This window comes from Bacillus sp. JJ783 (genome assembly GCF_036963225.1).
GTDB lineage: Bacteria > Bacillota > Bacilli > Bacillales > Bacillaceae_G > Bacillus_A > Bacillus_A cereus_U.
On sequence record NZ_JBALMG010000039.1, the window covers coordinates 1 to 19,534 of the forward strand.

Here is a 19,534-nt window from a genome sequence, read left to right on the forward strand (position 1 = left end):
ACAAGACTATGTATATATATCTTTATATCATATTCAATATTATAGATTTTTAAGAGAGTATGATGAAGAAATATTAAAACCAGATGTGGATTCTGTAATTAAGAGGGAATCACCTTCAATTTCTTTGAGAAAAGTATTAAGTACATCTAAAGGGATTTTTACAGAAATTTATGTGGCAGGAAATGCTCCAATACACGGTTATGTTACAAGTGTAATGAACGATTATATTGTTTTTTATAGCCCAGTTTATAGAACGGTATATATATCTTTAAAGCATTTGAAATGGTTAATTCCTTATAAAGAGAACCAAGTACCTTATTCCCTCAATAAAAATGAACTCCCCGTAAATCCATTAAATATTACTTTAGCTAGAACGTTTGAAGAACAGCTTATTAAAATGGCTGGGAGAATTATGGTGTTTGATTTAGGTGAGGAATCTAATAAAATTGGAAAAATGGCGAAAATTGATGAAGGACATATTGAAATATTAAAAGCACGTGACGCAAAAATGTACGTGAATATTCAACATGTGAAATCTGTCCATTGTCCGTAGGCTAGTTTAAAGGGCTGGCTTTTTCTTTTATATATGCGGAAGAAAAGGTCGAGCCTATTTGTTTACCGCTATTTGGGTATGAGGGGGAAAGCGAATTGAATATATAAGTATGTTACTATTTTTTACTTATGAAGAGGTAATCTTGTACGAAATTATAGAAAATCTGTACGAGCTATCTTTTATTGTATTCAATTCATTTTTTGAGGAAGTACTGCTCAACTAATCTATTAAAGGGGTTTTGTTTGTGGAGCAGTTTCCAAATGCGTTTTCGATTACATTACTTGGCAGTGCTGGTGGAGCAGCAAAAGCAGTGTTAGCAATTTTGAATCAAGCGGTAGTAAATGAAAAAGATCCAATTTATGAAGTTATAAAGAATGTGAACTTCCATTTGGTGGATATAAAACAAAAAGATAAAAGTTATTATGATGAGTTGTTTCCAAATCTGAAAGAGCAATTTTTTTTATATGAAATAAATCTTCAAGATGTAGTCAAATTTAAACAACATTTAAAAGAAAAAAGAACGAAGGTTGTTATTGATGTTTCAGGTGCAGATACGATTAGGGTACTGAGTTGTTGTAATGACCTTGGCATTTGTTATATTAATTCGGCTTTGGAAAATGAGGCGGTAGATCAAGACGATAGTTTACTTGGTTTTCAGCTTACGGAAAGGTATACGAGGTTTGAGAAGGAGAAAGAAACATTTACAAATACAAGAGCGATTATAGGCTCAGGTATGAATCCGGGTGTTGTTCAATGGATGGTTGTTGAACTTATGAAAGAACGTCCAAATGAAAAACCGCGAGCATGCTATATTGTAGAACATGATAATTCATTTTTGGGTGATAAAGGGCTAATAAAACCTCATACACTTTATGCATCATGGGCAGTAGAACGTTTTCTTGATGAAGCGATATGGAGTTATCCTATGTATATGAGTCATCATCGTCCACTTTATTTTTATGAGGATGTATATGCTTCAGAGTATAAAGTCAAGTTAGGTGAAAAAGAATTTTATGGTTGCTTAATGCCGCATGAAGAAGTTTTAATTTTGGGGAAATCTTTTAATATGGAAGTGGGTTTTCTTTATCGGATCAATGAGTATACAACAAACTTAATTAGACAGAACTTAGATAAAGTGGAAGATTTATGGGATTGGAATCGTAAAGTCTTTAATCCAGCAGAAGATGATATTATAGGAGAAGATTTAGTCGGTGTGTTACTCGTTTATGAACATAACGAGACATACATGTATAATGTAATGAATAGTAGCCAAGTTTTTCAAAAATATAAAACAAATGCGACGTACTTTCAAGTAGGGTGTGGAATTTATGCTGGCTTATGTAGTTTACTGTTTGATACTTTTGGACAAGGTGCTTATTATGTAGAAGAATTATTATTAAATACTGACAGTAAGTATGGGGAATATTTAAATTTATATATGAAGGATTTTGTAGTAGGACATAATAATTTTACAGATGGATTGCTAAATGATAGGGTAAGATGGATATAAATTGTGATTGAAAAGGAAGGAGCTGTATCTCCTTCCTTTTAGTATTAGAAGGTTACATGTTGCCCTGAAAGCAATTTCATAATTATAATTTAAAGAGATAATAGTTGAAATGTTTTTTTGGTATTGATCAAGAGGAGTTTTTATATGAACAAATACAAGAGCTTGATTTATGAAGAAAGAGAAGCTTTAAAAGTATTTATATTATTATTCTATATTATATTCTTTTTATATGACGCTATCTATTATTTCGTTTATCCTGCTATGAATATTAACGAAGCAAGGGTAGGGTGGCCAGAAGGTGGTATGGGAATAGGTGTATATATATTAGTAATATTGTTATTTCCTATTTCAATATATCTTCAAAAACAAGGTTATGTATATTTTGTAAAATATTTATTTTTAATTGGGTACATGCTTATTGATCTTATTAATAACTTAATGATTTATTTACACAGTGATCGTGTTTTTGAACAGGGAAATATGGTTGAAATATTTTTAATTTTATTTGCACCGATTTTCGTGAATAGAAAATATTTTTATTTCGTTTCCTGTAGTGTAATTGGAAAATATGTATTTTTTACTTTGATATTACAAGATGTAAAAGTTGTGATTCCGCTTGTATTATGTATATTCTTTTTCATCATTTCGCATTCTTTATTAAAGAGATTTCAATCTTATGTAAGGACAGTTGTTGAGATGATGAACAATATGAAAGAGACAGAAAATTTAGCTGTTATTGGGACTATGTCTACAACAATCGCTCATGAAATTCGAAATCCATTAACAGCTTTAAAAGGATTTACACAAATTCAAAAAGAAAGAAATCTTGAAGATACGATGAGCTATGAGATTATGCTGCAAGAAATTGAGAGAATTAATGAGTTTGTTAGTGAATTGATGTTATTAGGAAAACCGAAACCAACAAATTATGAAGGGTGTAATATACGGGAAATCCTTTTATATGTTGTGCAGTTAATGGAAAGCTATGCGACTCAATATAAAGTGAAATTTCATTTGCAAGTAGATGGAAATTTACCCGTTATAAATGGTGATGATAAGCAATTAAAACAAGTGTTGCTAAACATCATCAAAAATGGAATTGAATCGATGCCAGAAGGTGGGGATATTCAAATTCACGCATATGAAAAAGTTGGAGAGAACTTGTGTATTTCTGTTGAAGATCAAGGTTTTGGGATAGAAAATGAGAAAATAAAAAAGATCGGAAAAGCTTTTTATACAACAAAAGAGAATGGTACAGGCCTTGGATTAATGATTACATATAAAATTATTGAAGAACATCAAGGGAGTATCGTGATTCAAAGTAGTATGGGGGTAGGAACGAAAGTGGAAATTTATTTACCAACAGTGTAGTACATTAGACGAAATTACTTTTCAGAAAAGTGTTCTTGTTGTGTAAATATAAACATTTTATAAAATGTTTAAAGAAGGGTTTTTTTTATAAAACACTTCGTTTATAATGGAGGAAAATATCGACATAGAGCTTTTAGCTCATGTAACGGTTCGGTAGTGTTATGCAAAGAAAAGTAGGGGTGCACGCGCATCCTTTTTTCTATGCAGATATGATGAAAGGGGTGGTATGATGGAATTAACATTGAATTCAACTGTATGTTTACACACAATTCAATTTCGAAAAGAGAGATTAAATTATATTGTAAAAGATACAATTACAGGAGAAACATATGAAATGCCGCCACTTTGGATTGATGCACTAGCAATGATGCGTGACGGTTTTTCATTGGGAGAAATTGAGGAGAAATTAAAAGAAGAGTATCCGGCCGAAGAAGTAAATATGCTAACATTCACGAGGCAACTGTTAGAGCTAGAACTTGTCGGAATGGTAGATGGAGAAGAGATAGCTTGTACAAAGAAGAAAGATAAAGATTATTTAGCTTGGGTACGTCCAAGGGTGGAACAATTCTTTCTTAACTTAAATAAAAAATATAAAAGCAAAGGTCAAAAGTGATCTTTGCTTTTTTAGTGCAATAAAAAAATAGGTATTCACCCAAATAAAGATTTTCGCATATTGTAGCTTATGTAAGTAGAATGCTGCGAAGGAGTGAGTGCAGTGACAGGGAATGTATTGAATTATTATGCCGGTGGAAATACAGCTAGAGGATTTCACAGCTTATACGAAGAGAATTTGACGGGGTTAGACAGGTTGTTTATTTTAAAGGGAGGCCCAGGAACGGGAAAATCTTCTTTAATAAAGGCAATAGGGCGTGAATGGGTCGATAAAGGGTATAATATTGAATTTTTACATTGTTCTTCTGACAATAAATCAGTTGATGGTGTGATTATTCCAAAATTAAAAGTAGGGATTGTTGACGGTACATCACCGCACGTTATTGAGCCGAAAATGCCTGGAGTTGTTGAAGAGTATATAAATTTAGGTGTTGCTTGGGACTCAGATAAATTAAGAAAGCAGAAAATAGAGATTGAACGATTTGTTTCAGAAGCAAGCAAAGCCTTTCAAGCAGCTTACGGGTGTTTTAAAGAGGCGCTAGTTATACATGATGAGTGGGAGAAAATATATATTAATAACATTGATTTTAATAAAGCAAACGAATTAACAGATCAGCTTATACAGAAATTATTTGCAGATAAAGGCGGGAAGAAATCAATTGTGAAACATCGTTTCTTAGGGGCTGCTACACCGAAGGGAGCAGTTGATTTCGTTCCTAATTTGACAGAAGGGCTTCCGCATCGCTATTTTATAAAAGGTCGCCCAGGTTCTGGAAAATCAACGATGCTTAAAAAATTAGCTAAGGCAGCAGAAGAAAAAGGTTTTGAAGTAGAAGTGTATCATTGTGGATTTGATCCAAATAGTCTCGATATGATTATTGTAAGGGAATTAGGATTTGCCATTTTTGATAGCACAGCACCGCATGAGTACTTCCCAAGCCGTGAGGGGGATGAGATTATCGATATGTATGATCTCATTGTTGCACCAGGGACAGATGAAAAATATGCTACGGAAATTCGCGACGTTTCAATTCAGTATAAAACAAAAATGAATGAGGCGATGTCTTTCTTAGCAAAGGCAAAATCAGTTCGTGATAAATTAGAACGAATTTATATTTCCGCTATGGATTTTTCAAAAGTCGATGCATATAAAGAAGAAATCCAAAAAGAGATTGAACGAATTGCAATTACTGTAATCGAAAAGAAAAAATAGGTGTTTTGTTAGGCTGTCGGGAATTTTCTGACAGCTATTTTAGTATGTGGTAAAATTGGTCTTATATTTGTCGAATTTCCAGGGAAATGATCAAAAAATGGGGAGGGTATGAAATGAGAGAGAAAATTGAGTTGGAACTAGAAAGAATTGAAAAAGAGAATGATGTGAAAATTTTATTCGCTGTAGAATCAGGGAGCCGGGCGTGGGGATTTCCATCGAAAGATAGTGATTATGATGTTAGGTTTGTTTATATACACCCTGTAGAATGGTATTTATCAATCCATGATAAGCGTGATGTAATCGAATATCCAATTAGTGATGATTTAGACATAAGTGGCTGGGATCTTAAAAAGGCATTGCAATTATTTGCAAAATCTAATCCAGCGTTACTCGAATGGATTAGATCACCGATTTTTTATTCGGAAAACTCGAACCTTCCAGAAGAGCTTCAGCAAATGAGTGAAAAGGATTTTGATCCGAAAGCAACGATATATCATTACTTACATATGGCTTCAAAAAACTATCGTGAATTTTTGCAAGGTGAGAATGTAAAGTTGAAAAAGTACTTTTATGTATTACGTCCTATTTTAGCTTGTAAATGGTTAGAGGAGAAATCGACTTTGCCTCCTGTAGAATTTGATCGATTGATTACAGAATTAATATTAGAACGTAGCGTGTTAGATGAAATTGAAAAGTTATTAATAAAGAAAAAAGCAGGTACTGAATTGGACGTTGGATTGAAAATCGAGGTGCTAAATCAATTTTTAGAAGAACAAATTAATTATTATCAGCAATACGTGAAAGGCATTGAAAAGAGATTAGGGATTGATATTGAGAGTTTGAATACATTATTTCGAAATATGTTGTTTGAAGTATATGAAAAAGAGCACAAGTGAGTTTGTGCTCTTTTTTGTGTTTTAGGAGTAAAGAAAACGGCGCTAGTTACGATTAGTCTTACGAAAGGGAGTAAATGAAAATTCACGCTGAATCTGTAATTATTCGTTATCAACTCGTTTTAATGGTTGATCTGCTGGACCTTCCATAACATCCCCATCAATTGAAAAACGGGAACCGTGACAAGGGCAATCCCACGTACAATCACCGTTATTCCATTCAACTTCACAGCCGAGGTGTGTGCAAGTTGTATCGACGATATGTAATTTTCCTTCTTTATCTTTATAAGCACCTGCTCGTTTACCGTTGACATGTACAACAGATCCTTCGCCAACTTCAAGATCTTCTGGCTTACGTAATGCGGTTTCAATTTTTCCTTCAATTAAGTGTTTAGCAACATCAATGTTCTGAGAGAGGAAAGTTTTTATATCTGGATTTGCATGAAAGCGTGATGGTGCAAACAGTTCTTTATATGGACTGTGGACTTTTAGAATGGAGTCCTTCAGTAAATGAGCTGCTGCAGTTCCAGTCGTCATTCCCCATTTACGATATCCAGTTGCCACAAATATATTTGGATTCCTTTCGTTAATATGTCCGATATAAGGAAGCTTATCTAGCGTGATTAAATCTTGTGCTGACCATCTATAGGGAACTTCATCTACTCCAAAAGTTGCTTCAGCAAAAGAATAGAGTGCTTCGTAATGAAGCATCGTATTAATTCCTTGGCCTGTTTTATGGCTCTCTCCGCCAATCAATATCAGCTTTTCTCCATTGCTTGTCGTATAACGTATGGAGCGTTTTGGATCATCGATACTTAAATACATGCCCCCTGGGTAATCCGTTTTTGCTTTTATTGCGAGAGCATAGGAGCGTTCTGCGTACATTCGCGTAAAGAAAAAGCTATTAGCATCATAAAAAGGAAAATGTGAACAAGAGACAATATATTTACAAGTGATGCGATGGTCACCCTTTGTAATTACTTGTGGATAATCTCCTTTTTCCACATCAATAGCTGTTGTTTGCTCATAAACCATTCCGCCCATTTCCACAAACTTTTCTAAAAGTGTTTTTAAATAAAGGAGGGGATGGAATTGCGCTTGATTTTTCATCACAAGTGCAGATTGTACGGGAATAGGAATCGACAGAGAGTGAACATAGTCACAAGGTATATTTAATTTTTGATAGGCTTCATATTCTTTCGTTAAATTTCGCAGGCCACTATTGGTAGTTGTATATAAATACGAATCTTCATTTGTGAAATTACAGTCGATTTTATATGTTTGCACAGTATCACTTATGAATTGTAGAGCTTTGCTATTTGATTCGTAGTAAAGCCTGGCTTTTTCGACACCAAAATTGTTTATTAATTCATCATAAATAAGATCATGTTGAGCTGTTACTTTTGCGGTTGTATGCCCAGTTGTTCCATTTAAAACAGAACCAGAATCAATTAAAACGACTTTCATTCCTTCTTTAGCGAGTAAATAGGCGGTGGTAATGCCTGTAATACCAGCACCGATAACGGCAACTTCTGTCTTAATATTTTCGGATAAATGAGGAAAAGTAGGCAATTGAGTAGATTCAATCCAATAGGATGATGGTAACTGTGGAAATGTGTCATCTGTCATTTTGGAAACCTCCTAAATTAGAACAATTTTCCTTTTAATATTTCCATATTATATGGAATTCATGTATGTTGTTTTCGTAGCGTTCTATTTTATTAAATGAAAGATAAAATTATTTTAATATAATTATTTATTAGGGGCAGTATGAAGAAGTAGGATTTATATAAAGCTAAATTCAAATGATTACATTTGTTGATTACATAGAGAGTTCTTGAATAAGATAGAGTCTGTGTTGTTTAAGTGTATGTGTGTATATAGCGGATAAAGCCTTATGAAATCTATGCTTTTTCTTTAGTGAAATAAAGTATAATTATAAAAATATAACCAACTTTTATTACTAGGTCATAAAAGTTGTTGACAATATAGAAATTCTATTGTTATGATTCATCATGTGGAAAGGTTGATAGAGAGTAAAAAGAGAAATGTTTTTCATTGATAATAAAAGCGGAAAAATAAGTGACGATAGAGTGAGTATATTTTCCTTATGATAAATGCTTTTTGGAGCACCTAGTAAAATCAATCTGGAAGCAAGAATCAATATATGCAAGTTGCGCAGGGCGCGGCATAAGAAAGGGGCAAAAGGATGAAGGAGCTTCATACGTTTGGGTGGTATGCAGCGCGTGTATCACCACATTTGCCGAAAAAAGCATTTAAACCAGTTCCTACTCGTTTATTTGGTGGACTGGCTTATTTACTTGTGGCATTGGCTGGTTTAATAACGATCGGTGTATTTGAATTGAATGTGTGGGTAAATCTAGGAATTGCAATTGTTCTTGGATTATGTTTTGCTTCACTTGGATTTTTAGGACATGAAATTTTACACGGAACAGTTGTAAGGAAGGCATGGCTTCGTGATTTTTTAGGTGCGATAGCATTTATGCCATTATCAACTGGTCCAAAACTTTGGAGAAAGTGGCATAATGCAACGCATCATGTTCATACACAGCATGAAGAGAATGATCCAGATGCATGGCCGACATTTGAGAAACTGAAAAAGAGTAAGTTTTTGAGTTGGGTATATCGCATGCCTCTTCATGTACGTTCATTCTTTAGTTTTCTGTCACTAACAATTCAATTTACGTTACATTCGACTCGAATGTTCTTTCATTTTATAAAAGAATTTAAGTCATCCAATCAAAAATCTGTATGGCTACAACTTCTTTTGCCCTGGACAGTTTGGATTAGTTTATTGTTTATTATGGGACCTGCAAAGTGGTTCTTTGCATACGTGATTCCGTTGTTAATTGCTAACTTTATTGTAATGGCGTATATCGCAACAAATCACCGCTTAAATCCAATTGTTCCAGTAAATGATCCGTTAGCAAACTGTTTATCAGTAACAGTGCCGCGCTGGGTAGACGTTTTACATTTCAATTTCTCATACCATACAGAACATCATCTGTTTCCTGCTATGAGTTCTAAATACTATCCATTAGTAAAAGATAAAATTAAAGAAATGTGGCCGGAACGCTATCACGAAATGCCGATGACAAAAGCATTGGCAGCACTTTGGAATACACCACGTGTGTATTATCACGGAAGTGAATTAGTTGATCCGCATAGGGAGCATTTCTATGGTTCTTTAGGAAATGGATTGGATCCTCATAATATTTCATATCGTGAGGAACATATAGAGGAAAAAGAGACTATAAAAAAAGCAAATCAATAATAGATATATTTTACGATGAAAAAGCAAGCTCTCTTAGAGCTTGCTTTTTGTTATAAAGAAACTTCTTTCTTGTTCTTTGTCTTGACGTGGACAGAGTTATTTTCTTTCCGTTGTAGTCGTTTTTCTAGAAGACTAACAAAATAAGTAAATAGAAGAACTAGTGCGAGATAGTATAGACCAACGATTATGTATGTATCTAATTGTTGGAAGTTACCTGCGGCAATTGATAAACCGGATCCCCATAATTCGGACAATCCTACATAAGCAACGAGTGAAGAATCTTTTAATCCTATGATAAACTGATTCCCTAGAGGAGGAAGAGACAGACGAAATGCTTGTGGTAATATAATCCGGCGCATCGCTAAAGGGTAAGGCATACCTAAAGAGCGAGCAGCTTCTAATTGTCCCCGGTCAACGGATTGAATTGATCCGCGGAAAATTTCAGTAATATATGCACCGTTATGAATTGCTAAAGCAATTGCTCCTGCCCAAAAAGGGGTAAAAACAACAACGGATGTAATCCCAAAATAGAGAATGGCAATTTGAACAATTAAAGGTGTACCACGAATAATGGCGATGTATACATGAGCAATACTATTTAAAACCTTATTGTTAGAGATTCGAAAGAAAGCGACTAGTAATCCAATTAGTGAACCGAGTAATAGGGATGTTAATGTTAATTGTAATGTGACAATAGTAGCCTTTAAGAGTGTGGGATAGGTAGAGATAAAAATTTCAAACATATGTGTCACCTCATATCGTATGGATTTTAGTAGGGAATGAAATGCCCCACATAAAAAGTGGGGCATGATTTATGAAATCTTTGAATAGCCAACTTACTTTATTTTTGCCTCGTCTCCAAGAATATTACGCCCAAACCATTTCTTACTAATCTTTTCATACGTGCCGTCTTTAATGATTTCATCTAGCGCTTTATTTACCTTTTCGACCATGTCTTTATTGTCTTTATGAATAGCAATTCCCATTTCATCAAGGTTTAACGGTTTTCCAGCTTCTTTTATATTTGATTTACCTTCTTTAATCATACGAAGACCAACCATTTGATCAGTAATAACTGCGTCTACACGTCCTGGTTCTAAGTCCATAAGTGCAGTAATATCACTATCATATTCTGTAATTTGATCTGTATGTTTTGCAACAAGGGTTTTGAAAGTACTTGCTTTTACAACACCTATTTTTTTACCTTTCAAGTCCTCTGGAGAAGAGATAGATGTATTCTTTTTAGCTACAAAAATTTGTGCACCAGAGCGATAATATGGATTTGAGAAATTCACGGCTTTTAATCGCTCTTCTGTAATAGCCATACTTCCTAATATCACATCATATTTTTTTGATTGTAGACCTTGAATCAATGTTTCCCAAGGATTTGTAACAGGAACGGGTTTCATTCCCATCTTTTTCCCGAGAGCTTCACCTATTTCTACATCAAAACCGACAAGTTTCCCGTCATTTTCTTTATAGTTAAAAGGTTTGTATAAACCACTCATCGCATAACGAAATTCATTTTTACCATTAGATGAAGTAGTAGAGCTTTCCTTACTACAGGCTCCTAGTATGAAGGATGTACATAATGTAATACTCGCAACAATGGTTAATAGTTTTCTTTTCATAAAACCCCTCCTATATATTGATCATACGGATTGTTTTCAATATGCTATGGAGATATTTTATTTGGACAATTAGTTGTGTCCCGTATGAATGAATTTCTTTATGTTTGAAACAGAAGTTACATTATAAAACGTTGCGTAAAAATTGCTTTGCCCGTTCATGCGATGGAGCGGAAAAAAATTGCGCTGGCGAAGCATCCTCTACAATTTTCCCGTCATCCATAAAGATAACGCGGTCAGCTACATCTCTTGCGAAATTCATTTCATGAGTAACAATAACCATTGTCATTCCTTCTTCAGCAAGTTCTTTCATAACTTGCAACACTTCTCCAACAAGTTCAGGGTCTAAAGCTGAGGTAGGTTCATCAAATAGCATAATTTTAGGATTCATGGCAAGAGCTCGTGCAATCGCAATTCGTTGTTTTTGACCACCGGAAAGAAGGTGGGGAGTTACATCTGCTTTATCTTGTAGGCCGACTTTTTGTAGGAGTTGATTTCCAATCTCCTTTGCATTTGCTGTCTCCAATTTTTTTACGTGAATAGGTGCTTCTATGATGTTTTCTAGTGAGGTCATATGAGGAAAGAGGTTAAAGTGCTGAAAAACCATACCGACATTTTCACGGACTTTGTTTAAATTTGAATGCTTTGGATCAATTCGCTCACCTTGTAAGTGAATTTCACCTTCATCGTACATTTCTAAAAAGTTAAGACAGCGAAGTAATGTACTTTTGCCGGAACCACTGGCACCGATTAAAACAACAACTTCTTTTTCTTTTACTTCTAAATCAATTCCTTTTAAAACATCAAGTGATCCGAATGATTTTACTAGATTTCGAACTTGAATCATACAAAACCCCCAGTCAAAAATATATTTACAAATGTTGCCCCGTATTTCTGTTATTAGTCATAAATTGTCAGAATCCTTTATTTTTTTCGGGGGATTTGATATTCAAGGGAATAATGATTTTAAAAATCCCTATATCTTTCTATAACGAAAATATGGATAATAATATATAGGCAGTACATATATTGCTTATAAAAAGGGGGAAGAAGAGATGGAAAAAGAAAGGAAAACATTTTCCTTTGGCTTACGTACACAACTTATGCTATTCACTACAGTTTTAGCTTTCATTACATATTCAACAAGCTTATTTTTTATTTACGTTATATATGATTATTTTCAAATTTATGTAAGTCGAACTGTTTATAATATTATCGTTATGTTATTAGGTGTAGTATGGTCTGGAATTTTAGCGTATGGAGCAGCAATATTTTTAATTAAACCACTTCGAAAGTTGGAGGAAGCTGCAAGGAAAGCGGCTGATGGTGATATTCGTGAAGATGTCCCGTTGCCAAAAGTAGATGATGAGATTAAATCTTTAAGTGTTGCATTTAATATGATGCTAGGGAACTTAAGGGGCATGGTAAAAAATATTGATACTACATTTTCGTATACAAATAATCAAGTTCAGCAAATTAGAAAACAAACAGGGGAAGCGACGAAGCAAGCACAAGGTGTATCTGAGACCCTTGCAGAGATTTCTTTCGGCGCGGAGCAATCAGCAGCATCGATTCAGGCGATTGTTTCTACTGTTGATACAACAACTTCTATTGCAAGTGAAGTAGAAGAAAAGGCGAAACAGTCTGATGACTTGTCTTCAGAAATGGTTCAAGCTTTAGGACAAAGTACACGTGTCTTTAATTCTTTAATTCAAGGTATTCAAACATTGGCGAAAGAAAATGAAGATTCGATGCGAAATGTACAGCAGTTAGAAGAACGAATGAAACAAGTTGAACATATTGTTTCTGTTGTGAGTGAGATTGCTAGCCAAACCAATTTATTAGCACTCAACGCCTCTATTGAGGCAGCTCGTGCAGGAGAACATGGAAGAGGCTTTGCGGTTGTAGCAGAAGAAGTACGTAAACTTGCTGATGAAAGTGATCATTCTGCAAGAAACATATCGCAGTTATTACGGAATATGCAAGATGAAGTGCAACAAGTCGCGATGAAAATGACCGAGCAAGTGAAAAAAGCTAAAGAAGAGGCGAAACGCGGGGAAGCTACAGAATTAATTTTAAAAGAAATGTCATCAAGTATTATGGAAGTAGCCGATGCAACCAAGCAAATTAGTAGTTATATGAATGAACAAGTGAGTCACATTCATCAAACAGGAGCACAAACAAAGGCTGTAGCAGCAATTGCTGAGGAAACGTCAGCTGGTTCACAAGAAGTGACACGTGTAACGAGACAACAATCTAAAAACATGGTGATAATCGATCGATTATTAAAGGATTTAGAGAAGCAAGCAGCTGATTTGAAACAAACGATTGAACGATTTTCAATGTAAAAAGGAAGAACAGAATTCTGTTCTTCCTTTTTACGTATGGAAAGGAGGAATGCTTTGTTGAAAACGAAAAACATTACAAGGGTCATATGCTGTCTTCACTTTACGCAACCTTTGAAAATTAGAGCCATAATAACTAGTTTGCCAATTTTTTATGTCGATATCGGGCCAATTGACATAGTCTCCTAGTGTGTAAGGATCTAAGCTTTCCCGTAAATCTTTAACCCAGCGTATATTTCGGTTTTCTTCATCGTTGCATTTCCAAGAAGTAATATATTCTTGAGCAATAATTGCCTTGCGGTGGAAATAAGCTGTTTCATTAGGGGAAATGTTTTCTACAGCACCTACGAGTGATTGGTGCCAAATACTCGCATCTTTATTTGGTGCATGCGAAAGAAAATGTTGCATGATTTGAATGCCTTTAGGGGGAATCGTTTTATATACATAGGAACCAGAGCGCTTAAATTTTTCAGGGATATTACCACTATTAAAGAATTGAACAGCCTTTATATAAGGAACTTCATCTATAAAGAGAGAGGGGTTACCAGTTTCAAGAAGAGGAAATAATAGAGGATAGAGTTCAGAGGGAGAGCCAACAAATTCACCTTTCACCTCGATTTTATTTCGTTGTTTGGAGAATAATTCAATTGATGAGGTGAGACGTTCATCTATATAAGGTGCCCAGTTTTGCCAAGCTTGAAATGCAGCAATAAAGTCTTCCCATTCCCATGTAAGCGAGAAAATTGAGACGTTTTTTATAGGATGGACTCGAAAAGTTAAGGAAGTAACAATCCCGAAATTCCCACCCCCACCGCCGCGGCATGCCCAAAAAAGGTTAGGGTTTTCTTGTTCATTTACACGAATGAGTTTTGCACCAAATTTTCCGCACGCTTGTACCATTTCGACTTCTAATAATTGATCACATGTTAGTCCAAATAAGCGTGAAAGCATACCGATGCCACCGCCAAGTGTTAATCCAACGATACCAACACTTGCACTTGTGCCAGCTGGTATTGTAACACCGTATTTCCAAAGTTCTTTATAAACAGTGCCAAGATTTGCACCCGCTTCAATTGTTGCTGTTAATTTCCCTGTATTAACCGTAATTTGCTTCATTTCACTCACATCAATAATAAGTCCTCGATTTAAAAGAGAGAAATTTTCATAGCTATGCCGTCCGCTTCTTAAGCGAAATGGTACATGATGCTCACGTGCCCACTTTAAGGCGTTACACACATCATTTTTATTTTGACAAAAAACAATAATGCAAGGGAGTTTTGGAATACTTAAATTTAAGTTTATTCGAGCTACGTCATATTCAGGATCTGAAGGAACGACGATACGACCAGTTAATTTTGTTTGTTTCAATTTATATCTCCTTTCTGAAATAATATGAGCTTGTATTAGTATATGAAGAGTATATTTAACACGCATGGACGAGAAGAGGAGAAGGATTAGATTTATCCCGTTATTTGCCAAGCAGTAAGACAATCCGGCTGAAGCAAGAAGATAGGGCTGCTCGTAAAAGCCCGATTGGTAAGGGCTAATTATCAGTGGGGAATGGACACCCCCACTGATTAAAGTTTCATTTTACCTTTGCGAGAAATAAATAAAGCATAAGAATAAGGAATCTACATGGAGTTCAATGAAAACAGTTGCAAACTCTCCATATTTTGTTATGATAGTGTTACGAAAACGTTTGCATAAAAAATAGAGATGCAAAAGGAGAGAGTTATTATGAAGAAAACATGGTGGAAAGAAGCAGTTGCTTATCAAATTTATCCACGTAGCTTTATGGATTCAAATGGTGATGGTATTGGAGATTTACAAGGTATTATTGCAAAACTGGATTATTTAAAAGATTTAGGTATAGATGTAATTTGGATTTGTCCAATGTATAAGTCACCTAATGATGATAATGGCTATGATATTAGTGATTATCAAGACATTATGGATGAATTTGGTACAATGGCAGATTTTGATGCTTTACTAGATGAAGTTCATAAGCGTGATATGAAGCTTATTATTGATTTAGTTATTAATCATACGAGTGATGAACATCCATGGTTTATTGAATCGCGTTCATCTAAAGACAATCCGAAGCGTGATTGGTATATTTGGCATGATGGTAAAGATGGTGCGGAACCAAACAACTGGGAAAGTATTTTTAATGGTTCGGCATGGGAATACGATGAAGTAACAGGACAATATTATTTACATTTATTCTCACGTAAACAACCAGATTTAAACTGGGAGAATAAAGAAGTTCGCGAAGTGTTATACGATACGGTTAATTGGTGGCTTGATAAAGGAATTGATGGTTTCCGTGTGGATGCGATCAGTCATATTAAGAAAGAAGATGGCCTCAAGGATATGCCAAATCCAAAAGAATTAAAATATGTGCCATCTTTTGATAAACATATGAATGTGGATGGTATTCAACCTTTATTAGAAGAGTTAAAAGAAAATACATTTTCTAAGTACGATATTATGACTGTTGGTGAAGCTAATGGCGTTAAAATTGAAGATGCTGAGCTTTGGGTTGGAGAAGAGCAAGGTAAATTCAATATGGTATTCCAGTTCGAGCATTTAAGCTTATGGGATGCAGAAAAGAAGAAAGATCTTGATGTTGTAGGGTTGAAAAAGGTATTAACGAAATGGCAAAAAGGATTAGAAAATAAAGGATGGAATGCTTTATACATTGAGAATCACGATAAACCACGTATCGTTTCAACGTGGGGAGATGATAAACAATATTGGCGTGAAAGTGCAACAGCTTTAGGAGCGATGTATTTCTTTATGCATGGTACACCATTTATTTATCAAGGACAAGAAATTGGTATGACAAATGTTCAGTTACCAAATATTGAAGATTACGATGATGTAGCAATTAAAAATTTATATCGCGAGAAAATTGCAGAGGGCGTATCACATCAAGATATGATGGAAATTATATGGGCTTCTTGCCGCGATAATTCACGTACACCTATGCAGTGGAACGATGAGATGAATGCTGGTTTCACAACAAGTACACCTTGGTTTGGCATGAATCCAAATTACAAAGAAATTAATGTTGAAAAGCAAAAAAATGAAGAAAAGTCTATTTTCAATTTCTATAAGAAAATGATTGCCTTGAAAAAAGAGCACGATGTGTTGAACTACGGTACGTACGATTTACTTTTAGAAGATGATCCACAAATTTATGCGTATACACGTACGTTACAGGATGAAAAAGTCATTGTAATTAGTAATATCTCAAAAGAGGAAGCTGTGTATAATGAGAGTTTATTCGCATTAGAACGCAAACGTTTGCTTTTAAATAACTATGAAGTTGCGGAACATGAACAAATAACTACAATCACGTTAAAACCTTATGAAACAAGGGTTTATCGCATTTTATAATGAAAAAGGATGCTCCTTGAGCATCTTTTTTTATGAAAAAAAATAAATTTCTATTGCAATGTGAAAACGCTTTTATTAAAATAGATTTATGAAAACGGTTGCGTAAAGAGAAAAAAGTAACATAAGGAATCGTTTTCATAAGAGAAACAGAAATTATAATTTAAATCATTATGTTGTTATAAATAAAGGGGAGGAAGAACAGATGAAAATTACGTCTTTTGATTTTTGGCAAAAGTTCGGGAAGGCATTATTAGTTGTTGTAGCTGTAATGCCAGCAGCGGGCTTAATGATTTCGATCGGTAAGTTAATTGGGATGTCTGCTGGGGATATTAACGCAGTTCATACAATTGCTCGAGTAATGGAAGACATCGGTTGGGCAATTATTACAAATCTACACATTTTATTCGCAGTAGCAATTGGGGGATCTTGGGCGAAGGATCGCGCAGGTGGTGCATTTGCAGCACTATTAGCATTCGTCTTAACAAACAGAATTACAGGAGCTATCTTTGGCGTAAACGCTCAAATGTTAGCGGATTCAAAAGCGACAGTTTCTTCATCATTAGCAGGTGATTTACTTGTAAAAGATTATTTCACTTCTGTACTTGGTGCACCAGCATTAAACATGGGAGTGTTCGTAGGGATTATCACAGGTTTCTTAGGAGCTACTTTATATAACAAATACTACAATTATAATAAACTGCCACAGGCACTAGCATTCTTTAATGGAAAACGATTCGTACCATTCGTTGTAATTGTATGGTCTACAGTCACTGCGATTGTATTATCACTTGTATGGCCATTTATCCAAAGTGGATTAAATGAATTTGGTCGCTGGATTGCAGCATCTAAAGACAGTGCACCAGTTGTTGCACCGTTTGTATACGGAACGTTAGAACGTTTATTATTACCGTTTGGATTACATCATATGTTAACGATTCCGATGAACTACACAGAGCTAGGCGGAACATATACGATGTTAACTGGTTCAAAAGTTGGACAAATTGTAGCAGGACAAGATCCATTATGGCTTGCATGGATTACAGATTTAAATAACTTATTAGCAAATGGAGATACGAAAGCATATAACGACTTATTAAATAACGTTGTACCAGCTCGTTTCAAAGCTGGACAAGTTATCGGCTCAACAGCAGCGTTAATGGGGATTGCATTTGCGATGTTCCGTAATGTTGATAAAGAAAAACGTGCAAAATATAAACCAATGTTCTTATCAGCTGCATTAGCAGTATTCTTAACAGGTGTAACAGAACCAATTGAATTCATGTTCATGTTTATTGCACCAGTATTATATGTTGTGTATGCAATTACAACAGGACTTGCATTCGCATTAGCAGATTTAATTGATTTACGTGTTCATGCATTTGGATTTATTGAGTTAATTACACGTACACCAATGATGGTCAATGCAGGATTAACAAGAGACCTAATTAACTTTGTCATTGTTTCATTAGTATTCTTCGGTCTTAACTTTACGTTATTCAATTTCTTAATTAAAAAATTCAATTTACCAACACCAGGGCGTGCAGGTAACTATATTGATAATGAAGATGAGTCATCAGAAGGAACAGGAAATGTACAAGACGGTTCATTAGCAACAAAAGTTATTGATTTATTGGGCGGAAAAGATAATATTGCTGACGTAGATGCTTGTATGACACGTTTACGTGTAACAGTAAAAGATTTAGATGTTGTTGCACCAGAAGCAAAATGGAAGCAAAATGGTGCTTTAGGACTTATTGTTAAAGATAAAGGTGTACAAGCCGTATATGGCCCGAAAGCTGACGTATTAAAGTCAGACATTCAAGATATGTTAGGTGCGTAATAATATGAAATTGCTAACTTTAAATTGTCACTCTTGGCAAGAAGAGAATCAAATTGAAAAAATAAAGTATCTTGCTAAAGCAATTCAAGAAGAAGATTATGATGTGATCGCATTGCAAGAAGTAAGTCAGTCTATACAAGCTGAAAATGTATGCGGTAACAAGAAAAAAGATAATTTTGGACTTTTACTGCTAGAAGAGTTAAGAGCATTAAATGTAAAAGAATACAATATTATTTGGGATTTCTCTCATATTGGATATGATGTGTACGAAGAAGGATTAGCAATTATAACAAAGCACAACATTGTAAAGGAAGATACGTTCTTTGTCTCAGAAAATAAGGATACAACGTATTGGAAAACACGCAAAATTGTAAGTGCAACAATTGCTTATAATGATAAGAATATAACGTTTTATTCTTGCCATCTCGGTTGGTGGAATGATGAAGAAGAATCATTCAAAGACCAAGTTGATCGTTTAATGGAGCGTGTAAATAGCAATGAACTTTCCTTCTTAATGGGTGATTTTAATAACAATGCTCGTTTGGAAGGAGAGGGTTATGAGTATACGATGCAAAAAGGTTTATATGACACATATGAACTAGCGATAGAGAAGGATGAAGGAACAACTGTCCAAGGAGAGATTGCTGGTTGGGATGAAAATAAACAAAACTTACGAATCGACCTAATATTAAGCAATCAAAGTAAAACAGTTAATTCTTCAAAAGTCATTTTTAATGGAACAAATCGAAATGTAATTTCTGATCATTTCGGTGTAGAAGTACAATTAGATATATAATAGAAGAAACCCTCACAGATAATGAAAAGCTGGGAGGGTTTTTTGATAAATACAAGTATTCCCAAGAGAAAATACT

General features: G+C 34.7%; 15 protein-coding genes and 2 pseudogenes. 12 read left to right on the forward strand and 5 right to left on the reverse strand.

The window, feature by feature from the left end; all coding sequences use genetic code 11:
• From V7038_RS08795 to V7038_RS08820, 6 genes are all read left to right on the forward strand, one after another.
• Nucleotides 1–553: DUF2642 domain-containing protein (locus tag V7038_RS08795; RefSeq protein WP_335469859.1), on the forward strand; the 553-nt coding region annotated here is incomplete at its 5' end.
• 244 nt (nt 554–797) lie between these two features.
• Nucleotides 798–2,063 (forward strand): hypothetical protein, encoded by a 1,266-nt coding sequence (locus V7038_RS08800; protein WP_002113606.1) that lies wholly within the window; start codon nt 798–800, stop codon nt 2,061–2,063.
• A 144-nt stretch (nt 2,064–2,207) separates the two neighbouring features.
• On the forward strand, nt 2,208–3,434 hold the full coding sequence (locus V7038_RS08805; RefSeq protein WP_002113608.1) for an ATP-binding protein: 1,227 nt from the start codon (nt 2,208–2,210) through the stop codon (nt 3,432–3,434).
• 229 nt (nt 3,435–3,663) lie between these two features.
• Nucleotides 3,664–4,047 (forward strand): hypothetical protein, encoded by a 384-nt coding sequence (locus tag V7038_RS08810; RefSeq protein ID WP_033714284.1) that lies wholly within the window; start codon nt 3,664–3,666, stop codon nt 4,045–4,047.
• A gap of 102 nt (nt 4,048–4,149) precedes the next feature.
• Nucleotides 4,150–5,259 carry a PRK06851 family protein gene (locus tag V7038_RS08815; RefSeq protein WP_002113611.1) on the forward strand — a complete coding sequence of 370 codons (1,110 nt, stop codon included), beginning with the start codon at nt 4,150–4,152 and terminating at the stop codon, nt 5,257–5,259.
• 113 nt (nt 5,260–5,372) lie between these two features.
• Nucleotides 5,373–6,155, forward strand: coding sequence for a nucleotidyltransferase domain-containing protein (locus V7038_RS08820; protein WP_002113614.1), 783 nt, complete (start codon nt 5,373–5,375; stop codon nt 6,153–6,155).
• A 99-nt stretch (nt 6,156–6,254) separates the two neighbouring features.
• Here V7038_RS08820 and V7038_RS08825 read toward each other — a convergent pair whose 3' ends face one another.
• Nucleotides 6,255–7,781, reverse strand: coding sequence for an FAD-dependent oxidoreductase (locus V7038_RS08825; RefSeq protein ID WP_070127864.1), 1,527 nt, complete (start codon nt 7,779–7,781; stop codon nt 6,255–6,257).
• 580 nt (nt 7,782–8,361) lie between these two features.
• Here V7038_RS08825 and V7038_RS08830 point away from each other — a divergent pair.
• On the forward strand, nt 8,362–9,447 hold the full coding sequence (locus V7038_RS08830) for a fatty acid desaturase family protein (protein WP_070169810.1): 1,086 nt from the start codon (nt 8,362–8,364) through the stop codon (nt 9,445–9,447).
• 50 nt (nt 9,448–9,497) lie between these two features.
• Here the strand turns inward: V7038_RS08830 and V7038_RS08835 are convergent, their stop codons facing one another.
• The 3 genes from V7038_RS08835 to V7038_RS08845 form a co-directional block, all read right to left on the reverse strand.
• The gene (locus V7038_RS08835; RefSeq protein WP_070169811.1) at nt 9,498–10,190 is read right to left on the reverse strand and encodes an amino acid ABC transporter permease; all 693 of its coding nucleotides are present in this window, start codon (nt 10,188–10,190) and stop codon (nt 9,498–9,500) included.
• Between the two features lie 93 nt (nt 10,191–10,283).
• Complete coding sequence (locus V7038_RS08840; RefSeq protein ID WP_070169812.1) at nt 10,284–11,078, reverse strand: ABC transporter substrate-binding protein; 795 nt, start codon at nt 11,076–11,078, stop codon at nt 10,284–10,286.
• Between the two features lie 121 nt (nt 11,079–11,199).
• Nucleotides 11,200–11,922: an amino acid ABC transporter ATP-binding protein gene (locus tag V7038_RS08845; protein ID WP_002113623.1), complete on the reverse strand. Its 723-nt coding sequence runs from the start codon at nt 11,920–11,922 to the stop codon at nt 11,200–11,202.
• A gap of 373 nt (nt 11,923–12,295) precedes the next feature.
• Between V7038_RS08845 and V7038_RS29500 the strand changes: the two are divergent.
• Together V7038_RS29500 and V7038_RS29505 are read left to right on the forward strand one after the other, a co-directional pair.
• Nucleotides 12,296–12,481, forward strand: a pseudogene (locus V7038_RS29500) (HAMP domain-containing protein); the annotation flags it as partial.
• A 360-nt stretch (nt 12,482–12,841) separates the two neighbouring features.
• Nucleotides 12,842–13,423 (forward strand): annotated as a pseudogene (locus V7038_RS29505) (methyl-accepting chemotaxis protein); the annotation flags it as partial.
• A 30-nt stretch (nt 13,424–13,453) separates the two neighbouring features.
• Here V7038_RS29505 and V7038_RS08855 read toward each other — a convergent pair.
• Nucleotides 13,454–14,788 (reverse strand): FAD-dependent oxidoreductase, encoded by a 1,335-nt coding sequence (locus tag V7038_RS08855; protein WP_070146161.1) that lies wholly within the window; start codon nt 14,786–14,788, stop codon nt 13,454–13,456.
• 369 nt (nt 14,789–15,157) lie between these two features.
• Between V7038_RS08855 and V7038_RS08860 the strand changes: the two genes are divergently transcribed.
• From V7038_RS08860 to V7038_RS08870, 3 genes are all read left to right on the forward strand, one after another.
• Nucleotides 15,158–16,822 carry a glycoside hydrolase family 13 protein gene (locus V7038_RS08860; protein ID WP_002151609.1) on the forward strand — a complete coding sequence of 555 codons (1,665 nt, stop codon included), beginning with the start codon at nt 15,158–15,160 and terminating at the stop codon, nt 16,820–16,822.
• Between the two features lie 202 nt (nt 16,823–17,024).
• Nucleotides 17,025–18,662: a PTS transporter subunit IIBC gene (locus V7038_RS08865; protein ID WP_002113631.1), complete on the forward strand. Its 1,638-nt coding sequence runs from the start codon at nt 17,025–17,027 to the stop codon at nt 18,660–18,662.
• A gap of 4 nt (nt 18,663–18,666) precedes the next feature.
• On the forward strand, nt 18,667–19,458 hold the full coding sequence (locus V7038_RS08870; RefSeq protein WP_002113634.1) for an endonuclease/exonuclease/phosphatase family protein: 792 nt from the start codon (nt 18,667–18,669) through the stop codon (nt 19,456–19,458).
• Nucleotides 19,459–19,534: the final 76 nt, after the last annotated feature.